The organism is Pseudarthrobacter sp. TE9888, assembly GCF_056279345.1.
This window is the reverse complement of the sequence record NZ_JBWBRD010000002.1, coordinates 69026-84266: the sequence shown is the minus strand read 5'-3', so window position 1 is coordinate 84266 and position 15241 is coordinate 69026. Positions and strand designations below refer to the sequence as shown.

Here is a 15241-nt window from a genome sequence, read left to right as displayed (position 1 = left end):
GCCGTGCGCACTGGACCCATCTGGCCGGTTACCCTCGAGTGCGGCGACCTGGTCCTGCGGCCCATCCGCTACCGCGACAAGAAAGAGTGGAGCGAAGTGCGGTACCGGAACAGCGAGTGGCTGGCGCCGTGGGAGGCTTCCAACCCGGACCCGGGCGGTGGACTCCCTGACTACCGGCACATGGTCCGGTCCCTCAATATCCAGGCCGCCCAGGCCACCGCGCTTCCCTTCCTCATCACCGAGTGGAGGCCGGGCCTGCGGAACCCGGCCATCGTGGGCCAGCTGACAGTGTCTTCGATCGTCTGGGGTTCAGCCATGATGGCCACGTTGGGGTATTGGGTGGACCACTCCCGGGCGGGACGGGGGATAGCCCCCACATCCGTGGCGCTGGTAACCGACCATTGCTTCCGGGCACTCGGCCTGCACCGGATGGAAATCAATATCCGGCCCGAGAACGGCCCGAGCCTGCGGGTGGTGGAAAAGCTGGGGTTCAGGGACGAGGGCTACCGGCCCCGCTTCCTGCACATCAACGGCAAATGGGCTGACCACCGTTCGTTTGCGCTCACCTCCGAAGAGGTCCCGGAGGGCCTGCTGGGCCCATGGCTGGCATCGCACCGGTCATAAATCCAACGGATTGCCTACGCGGACACGACACACCGTAGCTAATGCGGCCTGAGCAGGCATGATGCTCATACGGTTTTGAGTGTGGACTTCCCCCTTAGCAGCTCAGTGATCCTTGTGGTTGCCGTCGCGCTCTGGATTGTATGGGTTGCCCCTTACGTCCTCCGGAACCGCCGGCACCAGTTCCAGCCCGCCGTCGATTTCCTGGCAGACGCCCCCGCCGATGAGAGGCCGGACCCCCAGTCCGGCCTGGTCCTAAACGTCGCCGCCCAGCAGGAGAAAGCCATGGAACCCAGGAAGAGTGCCGCATCCGGTGCCGGCACTGCAAGCACCCCACCTGCGGCGCCGTTCCGCATCCGCTACGGACGGACTTCCTTGGCCCTGGTGGGGCTGCTGTCACTCGTCACCGCCTTTATCTCCGGCGTGATGCTTCCTTTCGGGTTCGGTTCGCCCGCCCTTCCGCTCACCTGCACCCTGCTGACGGTTGCATCCGTGGCACTGCTGCGTTGGCTCGCCATCCGTGACCGCAAGGCGAAGGTGGACGCCGCCTTCCGCTCCGCGATGAGCGCCCCGGTGCACCGTCCGGACACCGTCGAGGCAATCCCGACGAAGCCCGAAAGTGCCCCCACACGGCGTGACAGCCCGCTTTTCGACGCCGAGGCCGGGGAGCCGAAGGCCAAGCCCCTGACCGCAGTGGAGCTGCGGGAAGCAGCCCTCGCCGTCGCCATCGCGGCCGGCGACACCAGCGCGGCCACATCCGCACCTGCCGCTCCCGTGAGCACCCCGTGGGAGCCCGTAGAGGTCCCCAAGCCTGTCTATGTGGAGGCTCCCAAGGCCGAGCGTCCCGAACCGAAGCCGCTCGAGCTGCCGGAAGCACCAAAGGCAGTGGGCAAGCCCTCGCTGAAACAGGGCGCCACTTCCGCCCCGGCTGCTGAGGCAGCGGCCGCAACGGAAGCGCAGCAGCTGTCCAAAGCCCAAAGCGCCCTCAGCAACCTCGACGACGTCCTGCAGCGCCGCCGCGCATAGGGTTATGGGGTGCCGCCCGGCGCCCCTGCGCGTCAATTGGCGTTGGGCTGCGAAAATTTGTAGCCTAGGGACACCGGTTCCGCACCGGCGGGCAACGAGCCCGTTGGACGCGGATACGCCCGGGGCTATAGCTCAGTTGGTAGAGCGCTTCGTTCGCATCGAAGAGGTCAGGAGTTCGAATCTCCTTAGCTCCACTTTCCTTCAGCGGTCATGGACCGCAGCGGTATCCCGGCCGGCGAAAGCCAGGCCATCGCCGTAACTGCCGTCCAGGGTCTCAGGACCAGAATTCGGATGCCTGGGCCGTGTCCTCCGCGATTTCCAGGGCTTCAGCCACCTTGCCGCCGGAGATGGTGAACACAATGACGGACCGCTGGTCCAGCGACCTGCCATCGCGCTCGGCGTGGTTGGACTGCACTCCGACCGTGTATCTGTCGCCGGCGGCAACATCCTCCAGGGTTAGTTTGAGCGAGCCCTGGGACCGCGAGAACAGCTCACCGAAGTAGGCCAGGATTTCCCCGACGCCCTTCTTGTCTCCGGACAGACCGCCGGTTCCACTGGTATGCCAGGCGGCGTCATCGGTGAACAGCTCCTTGAGCGTTTCCATGTCGCCCGCGATGAATGCTTCATAGCCGCGCCGCACCAATGCGACGTCTTCCTGTGCTCCCATTTCACACACCTCTGTCATTGTTGTGGGAATTTGGCGAGGCCACATTAAGCCCGCGGCTGGACCTTGTCGAGAGGCGAACGGCCCGTGAACGCAGGCAACCTTGTGCACAAAACACGGCGCCTGATGAGGACCGCCGGAAATTTGGCGGCCTAGAGTGGGTCCATGGGAATCATCATCGGCCTTCTGGTCATCTGGCTCATCCTGTCCATCGTCGGCTTCGTCGTCAAGGGCCTCATCTGGCTCGCCATCATCGGCCTGGTCCTGTTCGTCGCCACCGGCGTCTGGGGCTGGCTAAAGCGCAAAACGAACGCCTGACCAACATCCGCCTGCCGGACCAGGAACTTTCGGTCCGGCAGTCGGATGACCCGGACGGCCAAAAGACCCTAGCCCCACGGAGGCAGGTCGCCCCATGCTTTTCCCATGAGCCGCAGAGAGCCAGCAGCCGGTCGTGTGACGGTTCTTCCCCCCGTCCGCAGGAACATTGCCGCCAACCGTGCCCTGCACCCTGACCGCCCCTGGATCCGGGCCGTCCGGATCGCCGTCGGGATTTTCGTGCTCGCAGCGCTGGTCCAGAAGACCTTTGATGCCACCCTTCCCGGGAACGATGTGGATATTGCCCAGCTGTTCTCCGAGTTCACCGTGCAGGGGAACCTTGCCTTAGGGCTCGTTTTGATACTCTCGGCAGTCCGGCCACGGAGCCGGCTGCCCCTGTGGTGGGACCACCTTTTCGGCGCGCTGGTCCTGTACCTGGTGATGACCGGGATTATCTACGTCGTGCTGGTGGCTCCGCCGGGGGAGCCCTGGTGGAGCTGGGATCTTTATTGGCCCCAGATGGTCCACCACCGCCTCGCTCCGCTGGTTACCGCGCTCGACTGGCTCCTGGTGACCAGGACCGTCCGCGGGACGTGGTGGCGGCCCCTCGCGTGGTTGGGCTACCCAGTGGCTTTCCTGGTGTTCTCCTGGATCCGCGGTGGCCTCGACGGGTGGTACGTCTACGATTTCCTGGATCCAACGCTCGACGGCGGCTGGGCCAGGGTGTTTGTTTCCACCGCACAGGTGCTGGTTGCGTTCCTGGTTGTTTCGGCCCTCGTCCACGCGGCGGGCAACGCCCGGGTGGCGCTGGCCGCGGGCAGGCCGGCCCGGTCAAAGAGCGTCCAGGGGGCCTCCGGAGTGGCCGCCTGAGCGGCGCCGGCTAATGCCCGGCCGGTGTTTCCGGCACCGGGACACCCGCCCTAGATCCAGCCCTTCTTCTTGAAGATTCCGTACATGAGGGCCCCGGCCGCAACCATGAGGATCAAGGCGTAGGGATAGCCTGCTGCCCAGTGGAGTTCGGGCATGTTGTCGAAGTTCATTCCGTAGATGCCGGCGACGAAGGACGGCGCGAACAGGATTGCTGCCCAGGATGAGATCTTCTTGACCTGTTCGTTCTGCTCGGCGCTGGCCTCGTTCTGCCGGTTGGCGGTCAGGGTCCCGTCCAGGGTCAGGGCGTTCTGCAGCAGGTCCCGGAATGAGTCGGCCCGGGAGATCACCCGCTCCACGTGGTCCTCCACGTCGCGCAGGTTGTGCCGCAGTTCGGTTTCCACCTGATACTTCTCGAACCCTTTCTTCAGTTGGTCCAGCATCTCCGGCAAAGGGTGGATGGCGCGCTGGAACTGGATCACTTCCCGCGCCAGTTCGTAGATCCGGCGCGATACCGACGAATCGCCGCTGAACAGCTGGTCCTCGATCTCGTCAATGTCATTCTCCAGTCCGGCCACCACCGGAGCGTAGTCATCCACCACACGGTCCAACAGGGCGTACAGAACCGCTTCCGGCCCGTGCTGGAGCAGGTCCGGCCGTGCCTCCAGCCGTTGCCGGACCCGGGCCACGCCTGCCGTTTCCGCGTGCCGGACGGTCACGACGAAGTTCTTCCCGGTGAAGACGTGCAGCTCGCCGAACTCCACCGTCTCATCCACGTCCAGGTACCGGGCGGGCCGCAGGACGGTGAAGAGGTTGTCGTCGTACCGTTCAAGCTTGGGGCGCTGGTGGGCCGAAACTGCGTCCTCCACTGCGAGGGCGTGGAGGCCGAATTCGTTGGCGACGGCGGTCATCTCTTCCGCGGTGGGCCGGTACAGCCCGATCCAGGCCATGCCTCCGTGCCTGGCGAGGGTCTCGAAGGTCTGTTCAAGGCTTTCGGGCTCGGCGTGGCGGACGCCGTTGACGTAGACGGCGTTATCGATGATGGTCATTCAGGAAATCCTAGCCGGGGCGGCGGCGGTGCTGAGACCGCTGATGAGGGGCTCCGTCCGGTATGGGATGTGGGTGTGCAGGGCCAGGACGGTTTCTGTCCGGATGACCCCCTTGATCCTCAGGACCTGCCGCAGGGACGACTGCAGGTTGTGGGTGTCGGTCGCTACCACCCGGCACCAGACGTCCCCGCGGCCGGAAATTTCGTGGACTTCCAGGACCTGCGGAATGAGGCGCAGCGCTGCCACGACGCCGTCGAGCTCGCGGTGTGAGACTTCGATGGTCACGAACGCCACGACGTCGTAACCCACCGCCTCGAGGTCAACCTCGCGGCCGCCTGGCCGCAGCACGCCGGCGCGGAGGAGACGCCGCACGCGCGACTGCGCAGTGTTGCGGGCGATGCCCAGGGAATCGCTGAGCTCTCCGATCTGGATCCGGGGATCCCTGATGAGGGCCAGGAGGATCTTCAGGTCCGTGGGGTCCAACTTGTTCAGGATCGTCACTCTCCATCATGCCGGGATGCCTATGTTGACTATTTTGCTCAATTATCCACCTTGATTTGGAGAATTAAGTCAGCCCTGCCGCACTCTTGAACCAACACAGTTGTATCCGCGCCGGGCTCCCACAAGGACCACCCGCCGCGGCGGACCCCCTAAGGCGGCACAATGACGGTCTTCAGCGAATTGCGCATGCGTCCGGCGACGGCCATGCCCAGCGGATGGAATGCCTCCACCACTGCGCGGCTGGTGATCTCCGGGGCGGTGATCTTCATGCTCCTGGTGGGCGCCAACCTTGCCACTCCGCTGTACCCGCTTCTGCAGGCCAACCTGGGACTGTCCAGCCTGGACGTGACTGCGGCGTTCGCCAGCTATGTCCTGGCGCTGGTGGGAACGCTGCTCCTTGCCGGGCACTGGTCGGACCACATCGGCCGCCGGGCGGCCCTGCTGGTCGCCGTGCTGGCGGGACTGGCGGGCGGCTGGATCTTTGCCGAGGCGCAATCGCTGGCGGGCCTGTGCGCCGGCCGGGCACTTCAGGGCGCGGCGGTTGCGCTTGCCACCGGAGCCAGCGCGGCCGCCCTGCGGGAGCTGCTTCCGTCCCGGCCGGAGTGGGCGTCGCGCTTTACGCTGCTGGCATCGTCCGGGGGAGTGGCGGCAGGCCCGGTGATCGGCGGCCTGCTGTCGCTGCTTCCCGGCGCCACCACGGCTCCCTATGCAGTCCATTCCCTGCTGCTGGCCGGGTTGCTGGTGCCGCTGTACCTGATCCGTGCCCGCCCGGCCATCATGGTTCCCGCGGTGTCCCGGCCGCTGCATGCCCTGGCGCCCCGCCGGCCCTCCGTGTCACGCCAGGCGAGGGGCCCTTTCTGGCTGGCATCCGGCGTCGGCTTCCTCAGCTTTGCCGTGTTCGGCTTTTCGCTCTCACTCGCCCCGGGCTATTTCGCACAGGTCCTGGGCACCGACTCCCGGCCGCTGATCGGCGTCCTCGCCGGCCTGCCGCTCGGTGCGTCGGCCCTCAGCCAGCTGGTGACCGTGCGCGGACGGCGGACTGTACCGGCAGGCCTGGCGGTCCTGGGCGTCTCTGTCATCCTGCTGGGTGCCGCAGGTGCCTGGCACAGTCCACTGATGCTGGTCAGCGCCGCCATCGCCGCCGGGGTGGGGCAGGGACTGGCGTTCCGGACTGTCTTCAACGATGTTGCGGCCAGGGTGGAACCGGCCCGCCACGCGCAGATCATCAGCACCGTCTATGTCATCACCTACCTGGGAAGCGCGGTGCCGGTCCTCGGGCTGGGCTGGGCCAGCGCGGCGTTTGGGATGGCAGCGGCAGTGCAGGGCTTCGTTCTGCTCTGCGGCGCGGCGGCCCTGGTACTTGCCGCCGCGACGCTGGTGCAATCGGCGCGGCGACAGGTTTCCTGAGCGGCACCAACTACTCCGGGCTGCTAGTCCGGAAGCGGTCCGTGGTTGCCCTGGATGTGCTCGAAAACGAGGGTGGTTTCGGTGTGTCCCACCACGGGGTCGGTGGCCAGGTTGTCCAGGACCCAGTCCCGCAGGTCTTCGGTACTCCCGACGGCGATGTGCAGCAGGTAGTCGACCGAACCCGAGGTGTGGAACGTGGAAAGCACTGCCGGCAGGTGCGGCACGCGGGCGGTGAAACGGTCGATCTGGTCCCTGTCGTGGGCGCGGAGCCGCACGGCAACCAGTGCCTGTACGGACCTGCCGATGGCTGACAGGCTCAGCTTCGCCTCGTAGCCCTGGACGATGCCACGCTCCGAGAGGGCCCGGGTCCGCATCAGGGCTGTGGACGGGGCAATGCCCACCATTTCCGCGAGCTGCTTGTTGGAGATCCTGGCGTCGGCCACCAGGGCCGCAAGGAGGCGTTCGTCAATGGCATCCAGCGGCTCCAGGTGCGCCCCTGGCCTGGGGTTCCGGGCATTCGTACTCACAGCGGTTCCTTCCACACGGTTCTGGTTCATCCTAGACCGCAGAATCGCCGCATCCTGCGCGGCGGGCCCACGCCCTGCCGAACATCCTGACACCCTGATGGCTGCTTGGAGCCGGTTAATTCGTCAGCCGGTTAGGGCGTCAGGGTGTGTGTTCTGTCCCGGGATGGACGACGGCGACAGTTGCGGCGGTCAGGCAGGCCAGGACCATGACGGCTCCCGCAAGGGCGCTCCAGCCCCAGGCCTGGAAGAGCAGCCCCCCGGCCCAGCCCAGCAGGCTGGAACCGAGGTAGTAGGCGAGGTTGTACAGTGACGCAGCCTGCGCGCGCCCTGTCCTTGCGATCGCCCCTGTCCAGCCCGAGCCGATGCTGTGGGCGGCAAAGAAGCCTCCGGTGAATACCACCAGCCCGGCCAGGATCAGGACCAGGGACTGGGTGAGGGTCAGTGCCAGTCCGGCCAGGGCAAGGCCAAGTCCTCCCAGCAGCACGTTCCGGCGGCCATACCGGGTGGTCATTCCCGCGGCCCAGCGGGAGGAGAAGGTTCCGGACAGGTAAGCCAGGAAGATCAGGCTGATGACCGTGGCAGGAAGCCCGAACGGCGAACCGGACAACCGGAAGCCCAGGTAGTTGTAGACGGCCACGAATCCGCCCATCATCAGGAACGCCTGGGCGTACAGGGCCAGCAGCCTGACGTTGCGCAAGTGGCCGCCGAGTATCCGGACCGCACTGCGGAAGCCGGCGGCCCGGGCCGGGGCGAACCCCCGGGCCCGGGGCACCAGGACAAGGAACGCGACGGCGGCAACGGTCGCCAGCAGTGAAACGGCCAGCGCCGCTGACCGCCATCCCCAGAGCTCCCCAACCGGCCCCGCGACCAGCCGCCCGGACAGTCCTCCCAGCGTGGTGCCGGCAACGTAGCTTCCCGCCGCAAGGGCCGCGTGGGCTTTGCTGACCTCCTCATTGAGGTAGGCGATGGCGATGGCGGGAATGCCGCCCAGGGCCATCCCCTCCAGCAGCCGCAGGCCCAGCAGCATAGGGAAACTGGTAGCCATCGGTACCAGCAGTCCAAGCACGGTGGCCGCGGTGATGCCCCACATCATGGCCTTGACCCGGCCGATCCTGTCCGCCAGGAAGGACCAGGGGATTACCGTGGCGGCGAGGCCTACGGTGGCGAGGGAGATAGTGAGGGCGGCCTCGGCAGCAGTGATGCGCAGGTCGGCCGCCAGGAGGGGAAGGACCGCCTGGGTGGAGTAGAGCTGGGCGAAGGTGGCCACGCCGGCGCAGGACAGGCCCGCAAGGATCCGCCCGTACGCCCTGGATCCCTTGGCGTGTCCGGTCCAGCTGGAAGGTGCGTCAGTTCCGGCGCTTGCGTTCTGAGGCATCCAGCCAGCGTAGTCCCGGCTGATGAATGCTTCCAATGCATGCTTTATGCCAAAGTGATAGCAATTATGGATTGTTTTCGCGTGGAAGGAACTGCCGATGGAGCCTGACCGGAAACAACTTGCGCAGTTGTTGCCGCTGCTGCCGGTGCTCGCAGAGCTGGGCCGGACGGAGCACGTGACGGAGACGGCGGAACTGCTCGGAGTACCCCAGTCAACGGTGAGCCGGGCGCTGGCGAGGGCCAGTGCCGCCGTCGGCACCGAACTCCTGGTCAGGGACGGCCGCGGAGTCCGCCTGACTCCCGCTGCCCGCACGTTGCTGCCGTACGTCGAGCAAGCGCTCGCAGAGTTCCAGGCCGGACTGGACCTGGTGCGGAACGAGTCCCAGGTGGTCAGGGGCACAGTATCGGTGTCTTTCCAGCACACCTTCGGCGAGGCCACCCTGCCGCTGCTGATCAGTGCCTTCCGGGCACGACATCCCGGGACCGGCTTCCGCCTTAGCCAAGGCGCCCGGGATACCTGCCTGGATGAGTTGTCAGCGGGGGAGGCGGACCTCGCCCTCACGGCACCCGTGGCGCCGCCGGGCAAGAACCTCGACTCGGCGCCGCTGTACCGCGAGCCGCTGCGCCTGGTGGTGCATCACGCCCATCCGCTCGCCCGGCAGCGGATGGCCCGGCTGGCCGACATCCGGACGGAGCCTGTCGTAGTGCTCGGGCCCGGCTATGGGCTGCGCTCCCTCACCGACGCGCTCTTCCGCGAGGCCGGGTACCGTCCGCGGATCGCCTTCGAAAGCCAGGATTCCCACACCGTCCGCGGCCTGGTCTCTGCCGGCCTCGGCGTCAGCATCCTGCCGCCGGGCGGCGACGCTCCCGGCCGGACTCCGCGTCCCGAAACCGGGGACCTGGGGTGGGTGGAGGTTCCGCTGGACTCGGCACTCGCCTTCCGGGAAGTCGGCGTCAGCTGGCGGCGGAGGAAACCGGAAAGCGAGCCGGTTCCGGCCAGGCTTTTCCGCGAGCTGGTGGTGGGGCAGGGGCCCGCGATGCTGGCCGGGCTGGTCACCAGGGCAGGCCGCTGAGCCGGGGAAATGTCCGACGGCGGCGGCTGGCTACCGGTGCCGGGGCGGCGGGGTGCCAAACTCCATGGGGCAAGTACCCTTGTGACGTGACAAACACCCAGAACCCTTCTGCCACTCCTTTTGACCAGGCGGCAGGCTCCCCGGCCAGTCCTTTGCACGGCATCACGATCGGGCTGGATATCGGGGGCACCAAGACCCACGGCATCCGTTTCGAGGACGGCCACCCCGTGGCCGACGAGTCGGCCGGAAGCTCCAACGTCCAGAATGTCAGCCGCGAGCAGGCGGCACGCAACCTTGCGGACCTGTTCGCCAGGATCGGCGGAGGTCACGTGGACCGGGTGTACGCGGGATCCGGCGGAATCGATACCGATGAAGACGCCGCCGCGCTGGCTGCGCTGATCCAGCCCCTGGCTCCCGAAGCACGCGTCACCGTTGTCCATGACTCCCGCCTCCTGCTGGCCGCGGGCCGCGCCGCCACCGGAGTAGCGGTCATCGCGGGCACCGGATCTGCCGCGTGGGGACGCAATACCGACGGCGCTGAGGCCAGGGCCGGCGGATGGGGGTACCTGCTGGGGGATGAAGGCAGCGGCTACTGGCTGGGCAGGGAAGCGGTGCGGCACAGCCTCCGCAGGATGAACCAGGGCCTGCCCGTCGACCAGCTCACGGCGGCCCTCCTGGCATCCTGCGGGCTGGACCATCCCAACAAGCTCATCGCCTTGTTCCACTCACCGGACACCGGGAGGCGCTTCTGGGCGCAGCAGGCCAGGCACGTCGTGGAAGCCGCGGCCGCCGGGCACCGGGACAGCGCAATGTTGCTGGAGCAGGCCGGGCAGGACCTCGCTGCCCTGGCCGGCCAGGTGCTGGGACTTTTGAAAATCGAGGGCCCGGTGATCCTCGGCGGCGGGCTGGGCATGAATGTGGCACCCCTGCAGGAGTCCTTCCGACGGAACCTCGCCGAAACCGGCGTGACCGACGTCAGGGTGCTGGACCAGGAACCGGTGTTCGGCGTGCTGCAGTTGGTGGCGGAACCCGCCTAGCCCACGGAACGCTTCCGCGGCGTCAGCCGGACGCCTGGGAGCGGGGGAGCCGGGATGCGGCCGGCTTCCGCCCCGGCATCCGGACCATGTCCACGGACCAGGCCGTAGCGGGCTGCTGCTGTTTCGGCGTCCGCCAGGCCGGCCTGCGCCTCCCAGTCGTCCCTGGCCTTTTCCACTTCGTCATGGGTGCGGCCCACAAAGTTCCACCACATCAGCAGTTCCTCGGCGAACGGCTCACCGCCGATCAGCAGGAACCTCGTACCGGGGAGAGCCTCCACCCTGAGTTCGCTGCGGCCGGTGCCCAGGTAGCCCAGCGGCCCCGCCGGCAGGGCCTGCCCGTCCACCGCCAGGCCGCCGTCGAGCACCAGGATGCCGTGCTCAAAGCCGGGGTTCAGCGGCAGCACCGCCTCGCCCTCGCAGGAAACGTCCGCGCCGACGATCGGCGAAAACACTGTTGCGGGGGAGGCCACCCCTGCAAGCTCGCCCACCATGACCGTCGCCGTGAAGCCCGGCCCGGCAGCGCGTGGCAGCTCGCGGTGCTGTTCGAATGCCGGTTCCCGGTGCCGGTCCCCGTCGGGAAGGGCCACCCACAGCTGCAGGCCCCGTTGCAGCGGCAACTCCCCGCCGTCGGCGGGAAGCACAGCGAACTCGGAATGCGAGACGCCGTGGCCGGCTGTCATGATGTTCAGCTCCCCGGGGCGCACCACCACGTCGCTGCCCACGCTGTCCCGGTGGCGGATATGCCCCGCCAGCGGCCAGGTGACCGTTTGCAGCCCGATGTGGGGGTGGGGAAGGACGGACATCGCGGTCCGGTCCGGGCCGAAGCTGTCCAGGAAGCACCAGGCCCCGATCGTGGGAAGGCCGCGCTGGGGCAACGTGCGCCTGACGTTCATGGCGCGGACGCCGCCCAGGGGTACTTCACGTTCCGGCCACAGCTGCAGGCAGGGGCCGGACATCCCTCCTTCGGGGGCGGGTGGGCAAACTTCCTGCTGCGGCGAAACTTCCAAGTTGGTCACGCCTCCACTGTAGGCCCGGCCGCGGCGCCCGTGACAGGAGCCGCTGCAGGGCGGGATCCAGGGAATCCCATCCATCCCGGCCGGGGTTCCGAATGGTTACAGTAGGGATTCCTTTGTACGGATTAGGGCCCCAGCTGCTGAAGCCTGACCCGGTTTGGGTTACCGTAACTATCAGCGTGCTTATGGCAGTGTCGCGGTGCTGGGAACAGCCCGTCCAAGAGAACAGGTAAGTCCGCACCATGGACCAGGCGATGATCGAGTTCCAGAGCGTTACGAAGCAGTATCCGGGCGGCCAGCCTGCCGTGGACGGGCTGTCCATGTCCATCGCCAAAGGGTCCGTCACCGTTTTCGTGGGCCCATCGGGCTGCGGCAAAACAACGTCGCTCAGGATGATCAACCGGATGGTGGAGCCCACGTCAGGGACCATCACCGTGGACGGCCGCGATGTCACCTCCGTACCGGCTGCGGAACTTCGCCGGTCGATGGGGTACGTGATGCAGTCCGCCGGATTGCTGCCGCACCGCTCCGTCCTGGACAACATTGCTACCGTCCCGCGGCTCAACGGGGTCTCAAAAGCGGATGCCCGCAAGCGCGCCCGGGAGCTCCTGGACGTGGTGGGCCTGGCGCCGTCGCTGGGTGGGCGCTACCCGTCGCAGCTTTCCGGCGGCCAGCAGCAGCGCGTCGGCGTGGCGCGGGCCCTCGCCGCAGATCCGCCCGTGCTCCTCATGGACGAGCCGTTCAGCGCGGTGGACCCCGTGGTCCGCGACGAACTCCAGCAGGAACTGCTGCGGCTGCAAAAGGACCTGGCCAAGACCATCGTCTTCGTTACGCACGATATTGACGAAGCCACCATCCTGGGCGACAAGGTGGCTGTCTTCGCCACCGGCGGCAAACTGGCCCAGTACGCCTCGCCGGAGGAAATCCTGCGGGCGCCGGCAAACCAGTTCGTGGCGTCCTTCGTGGGGCGCGACCGCGGCTTCCGCCACCTCGGCTTTTCCCCGTCCGACGGTGTGGCCATCCACCCCGTGCCCACGATCATCAGGGCCCCCGGAGGGTATGAGTCGGATTCCAGCGCTGCCGGCGGATGGCAGCTGGTGGTTGACGCTGACAAGCGCCCGCTGGGCTGGTCGGCGCCCGGGACCGAAACCGAACTCGTTCCCGGCGGTTCGCTGTTCCGCCCCGGAGAGAGCCTCCGCCGCGCCCTGGACTCCGCCCTCTCCTCGCCGTCCGGCCTTGGTGTTGCCGTGGATGCCGACGGCGTGGCGCTGGGCGTGGTCCGCGGCGGCGAGGTCCTGGCACTCATCGAAGAAGCACGCCAGGTGCGGCAGGCTGCCCTCTGATGGAATGGTTCCTGGCCAACACCGGCATGATCCTCGAGCGCGGCGGACAGCACCTGGTGCTGGCACTCGTTCCCATGGTCCTGGGGCTGATCATTTCCATCCCGCTTGCGCAGTTGGCGCGGCGGAACAATGCCCTCCGCTCCGTGGTGCTGACGGCGTCCTCCCTGCTGTACACCATTCCGTCACTGGCGCTGTTCATCATCCTTCCCACCATCCTGGGGACCCGGATCCTGGATCCCCTCAACGTGGTGGTGGCACTGACCATCTATGCCGTTGCGCTGCTGGTTCGCGCGGCCCTTGACGCCTTCGACTCCGTGGACGCGGACATCAGCCAGGCCGCGCAGGCCATGGGCTTCAAACCGCTGGCCCGGTTCCTGCAGGTGGACCTCCCGCTCTCGCTGCCCGTCATGTTCGCCGGCCTCCGGGTGGTATCCGTCAGCAACATCTCGCTGGTCAGCGTTGCGGCCCTCCTGGGCGTCGGGAACCTGGGCATGCTCTTCACGGACGGGCTCCAGCGGGACTTCGTCACCGAGGTGGTGGTGGGCATCATCGCCATCCTGGTCCTCGCTCTGCTAATGGACGCCGTCCTGGTCCTCCTGGAACGCATCCTCACACCATGGGAGCGGGCAGGGAAGCCACAGAGCCAGGGGGCACACGGCATCGCCGCCCGAGCACTCGAAGCCGAGGGGGCTGCTTCCACAGTGGGTGAAGCAGCATGAGCAACGTCTTCGCCGATACCTTCGCCTGGCTCGCAGACCCGCTGCACTGGTCCGGGAGCATGGGCATTCCCGCCCGGGTGGGGGAGCACCTCCAGTACACCGGACTCGTCATGCTGATTGCCACCGCCATTGCAGTACCCGTCGGGATGTTCGTCGGCCACACCGGGAAGGGCCGGGTGGCCGTCGTCGCGCTCGCGGGAGCCCTGCGTGCCCTGCCCACCCTGGGCCTGCTGATCCTATTCGTGCTGCTGGCCGGCATCGGACTCACGCCACCCGTCTGGGCCCTGGTGATCCTCACGGTCCCTCCGCTCCTGGCCGGAACCTACGCCGGCATCTCCAGCGTGGACCGGAACGTTGTGGACGCTGCCAGGGCCATGGGCATGACCGAACTGCAGGTCCTGTTCCGCGCCGAACTGCCCAATGCCCTCACCGTCATGTTCGGCGGTTTCCGCACCGGCGTGCTGCAGGTGATCGCCACAGTCTCCGTGGTCGCCTACATCAACCTCGGCGGCTTGGGCCGCTACCTCTTTGACGGACTCGTCCTCAGCGACTTCCCGCAGATGCTGGGAGGGTCACTCCTCATCGCCGTGCTCGCCATCGCCGTCGACCTCGTCCTGTCCCTGTTCCAGAGGCTGTTCCTCACCCGAGGGGCCTCAAAACTGTCCTACCGCAGCCAGGAGGCCGCGGTCGAACTCACAGACCCCGTAGTTGCGGAGACTGTTGTACAAGGAGGTAAGTCATGAAAGATAGCCGTCCCCAGCGCCTCGGCAGGCGGGCGTTCAGCGGCCTGGCCGCCGGGCTTGGCCTGGCCGTGGCGTTGTCCGCCTGCGGCGGTTCGTCGGATCCGTTGAAGAACGCGCCGGCCTCCAGCGCCGGCGCTTCCGGGGGAGCCACCTCCCTGGTGGTGGGTTCCGCCGATTTCCCGGAGAGCCAGATTATCGCCGAGCTGTACGCCGGCGCCTTGAACGCCAACGGAATCACCGCCACCACCAAGCCGAACATCGGCTCCCGGGAGGTCTACTTCAAGGCCGTCCAGGACGGTTCGGTGGATGTGGTGCCGGATTACAGCGGCAACCTGCTGCTCTACGTGAACAAGGAAGCCACGGAAGTCTCCGCCGGTGACATCGCCAAGGCGCTGCCGGGCAAGCTGCCGGATGGCCTTGGCGTCCTGGACGTGTCCAAGGCCGAAGACAAGGACGCCATGGTGGTCACCAAGGCAACGGCCGAGAAGTACCAGCTGAAGTCCATTGAGGACCTGGCCAAGGTCTGCAGCCAGATCGTCGTCGGCGCCCCGGCCACCTTCGCCGAGCGCGCCTACGGCCTGCCCGGGCTGAAGAAGAACTACAACTGCGAACCCAAGAAGCTGGAGCCCTTCAGCGACGGCGGCGGCCCGGTAACGCTCAAGGCCCTCCTGGAAGACCAGGTGCAGGTGGCCGATATCTACACCACCACGCCGTCCATCGCGGACAACGACCTCGTGGTGCTGGAGGATCCGAAGAACAACTTCATCGCCCAGCAGGTCCTGCCGCTGTACAGCAAGGCCAAGATGACGGACAAGGCCAAGCAGGCACTGAACTCGGTGTCCAGCATCCTCACCACCGATGACCTGATCAACCTCAACCGGGCTGTCAGCGGCAGCCAGAAGCAGGACGCCAAGACGGCAGCAGCCGCCTGGCTGAAGGACAAGGGCATCGTCAAGTAGGAC

17 protein-coding genes and 1 tRNA gene are annotated in these 15241 nt (G+C 67.1%); 12 read left to right on the top strand and 6 right to left on the bottom strand.

The features are described from left to right. Positions 1-3 precede the first annotated feature (3 nt). The 3 genes from ACZ9J7_RS00885 to ACZ9J7_RS00875 all read left to right on the top strand — a co-directional run bounded on the left by ACZ9J7_RS00885 (position 4) and on the right by ACZ9J7_RS00875 (position 1841). The gene (locus ACZ9J7_RS00885; protein ID WP_476206279.1) at positions 4-624 is read left to right on the top strand and encodes a GNAT family N-acetyltransferase; all 621 of its coding nucleotides are present in this window, start codon (positions 4-6) and stop codon (positions 622-624) included. 81 nt (positions 625-705) lie between these two features. Beyond that, positions 706-1647, top strand: a complete 942-nt coding sequence (locus tag ACZ9J7_RS00880; RefSeq protein ID WP_476206278.1) for a hypothetical protein — start codon at positions 706-708, stop codon at positions 1645-1647. A 121-nt stretch (positions 1648-1768) separates the two neighbouring features. Further along, a tRNA-Ala gene (locus tag ACZ9J7_RS00875) sits at positions 1769-1841 on the top strand. An 80-nt stretch (positions 1842-1921) separates the two neighbouring features. Here ACZ9J7_RS00875 and ACZ9J7_RS00870 read toward each other — a convergent pair. Continuing rightward, complete coding sequence (locus ACZ9J7_RS00870; RefSeq protein ID WP_476206276.1) at positions 1922-2314, bottom strand: nuclear transport factor 2 family protein; 393 nt, start codon at positions 2312-2314, stop codon at positions 1922-1924. A 162-nt stretch (positions 2315-2476) separates the two neighbouring features. Between ACZ9J7_RS00870 and ACZ9J7_RS00865 the strand changes: the two genes are divergently transcribed. Next, positions 2477-2629: an LPXTG cell wall anchor domain-containing protein gene (locus tag ACZ9J7_RS00865; protein ID WP_141159851.1), complete on the top strand. Its 153-nt coding sequence runs from the start codon at positions 2477-2479 to the stop codon at positions 2627-2629. Between the two features lie 135 nt (positions 2630-2764). Beyond that, a complete protein-coding gene (locus ACZ9J7_RS00860) occupies positions 2765-3496 on the top strand; it encodes a Pr6Pr family membrane protein (RefSeq protein WP_476206274.1) in 732 nt (243 codons plus the stop codon). 50 nt (positions 3497-3546) lie between these two features. Here the strand turns inward: ACZ9J7_RS00860 and corA are convergent, their stop codons facing one another. Together corA and ACZ9J7_RS00850 are read right to left on the bottom strand one after the other, a co-directional pair. After that, entirely contained in the window at positions 3547-4542 is a 996-nt protein-coding gene (gene corA / locus ACZ9J7_RS00855; RefSeq protein ID WP_476206272.1) for a magnesium/cobalt transporter CorA, read from the bottom strand. Then, positions 4543-5034, bottom strand: a complete 492-nt coding sequence (locus tag ACZ9J7_RS00850) for an Lrp/AsnC family transcriptional regulator (protein WP_476211784.1) — start codon at positions 5032-5034, stop codon at positions 4543-4545. It abuts the gene before it with no gap. A 171-nt stretch (positions 5035-5205) separates the two neighbouring features. Between ACZ9J7_RS00850 and ACZ9J7_RS00845 the strand changes: the two genes are divergently transcribed. Further along, a complete protein-coding gene (locus tag ACZ9J7_RS00845; protein WP_476206270.1) occupies positions 5206-6450 on the top strand; it encodes an MFS transporter in 1245 nt (414 codons plus the stop codon). A gap of 23 nt (positions 6451-6473) precedes the next feature. Here ACZ9J7_RS00845 and ACZ9J7_RS00840 read toward each other — a convergent pair whose 3' ends face one another. Both ACZ9J7_RS00840 and ACZ9J7_RS00835 read right to left on the bottom strand, forming a co-directional pair. Next, the gene (locus tag ACZ9J7_RS00840) at positions 6474-6977 is read right to left on the bottom strand and encodes an Lrp/AsnC family transcriptional regulator (RefSeq protein WP_476206268.1); all 504 of its coding nucleotides are present in this window, start codon (positions 6975-6977) and stop codon (positions 6474-6476) included. A 139-nt stretch (positions 6978-7116) separates the two neighbouring features. Next, positions 7117-8352, bottom strand: a complete 1236-nt coding sequence (locus tag ACZ9J7_RS00835; RefSeq protein WP_476206266.1) for an MFS transporter — start codon at positions 8350-8352, stop codon at positions 7117-7119. Positions 8353-8449: 97 nt separating this feature from the next. Here ACZ9J7_RS00835 and ACZ9J7_RS00830 point away from each other — a divergent pair, with 97 nt between their 5' ends. Together ACZ9J7_RS00830 and ACZ9J7_RS00825 are read left to right on the top strand one after the other, a co-directional pair. Beyond that, positions 8450-9424, top strand: coding sequence for a LysR family transcriptional regulator (locus ACZ9J7_RS00830; RefSeq protein ID WP_476206265.1), 975 nt, complete (start codon positions 8450-8452; stop codon positions 9422-9424). Positions 9425-9510: 86 nt separating this feature from the next. Beyond that, on the top strand, positions 9511-10461 hold the full coding sequence (locus tag ACZ9J7_RS00825; protein ID WP_476206263.1) for an N-acetylglucosamine kinase: 951 nt from the start codon (positions 9511-9513) through the stop codon (positions 10459-10461). Here ACZ9J7_RS00825 and ACZ9J7_RS00820 read toward each other — a convergent pair. Next, positions 10458-11477: a pirin family protein gene (locus tag ACZ9J7_RS00820; RefSeq protein WP_476206261.1), complete on the bottom strand. Its 1020-nt coding sequence runs from the start codon at positions 11475-11477 to the stop codon at positions 10458-10460. The genes ACZ9J7_RS00825 and ACZ9J7_RS00820 overlap by 4 nt on opposite strands. Before the next feature lie 239 nt (positions 11478-11716). On the opposite strand from ACZ9J7_RS00820, the gene ACZ9J7_RS00815 reads away from it, so the two are divergent. Genes ACZ9J7_RS00815 through ACZ9J7_RS00800 form a run of 4 tightly spaced genes read left to right on the top strand, consistent with a single transcriptional unit; the run spans position 11717 to position 15238 of the window. After that, entirely contained in the window at positions 11717-12817 is a 1101-nt protein-coding gene (locus ACZ9J7_RS00815; RefSeq protein WP_476206259.1) for an ABC transporter ATP-binding protein, read from the top strand. After that, positions 12817-13536 (top strand): ABC transporter permease, encoded by a 720-nt coding sequence (locus ACZ9J7_RS00810; protein ID WP_476206258.1) that lies wholly within the window; start codon positions 12817-12819, stop codon positions 13534-13536. Before ACZ9J7_RS00815 ends, ACZ9J7_RS00810 begins: the two co-directional genes overlap by 1 nt. Beyond that, a complete protein-coding gene (locus tag ACZ9J7_RS00805) occupies positions 13533-14279 on the top strand; it encodes an ABC transporter permease (protein WP_476206257.1) in 747 nt (248 codons plus the stop codon). The genes ACZ9J7_RS00810 and ACZ9J7_RS00805 overlap by 4 nt, the downstream gene beginning before the upstream one ends. Continuing rightward, a complete protein-coding gene (locus ACZ9J7_RS00800) occupies positions 14276-15238 on the top strand; it encodes an ABC transporter substrate-binding protein (RefSeq protein ID WP_476206255.1) in 963 nt (320 codons plus the stop codon). The genes ACZ9J7_RS00805 and ACZ9J7_RS00800 overlap by 4 nt, the downstream gene beginning before the upstream one ends. Positions 15239-15241: the final 3 nt, after the last annotated feature.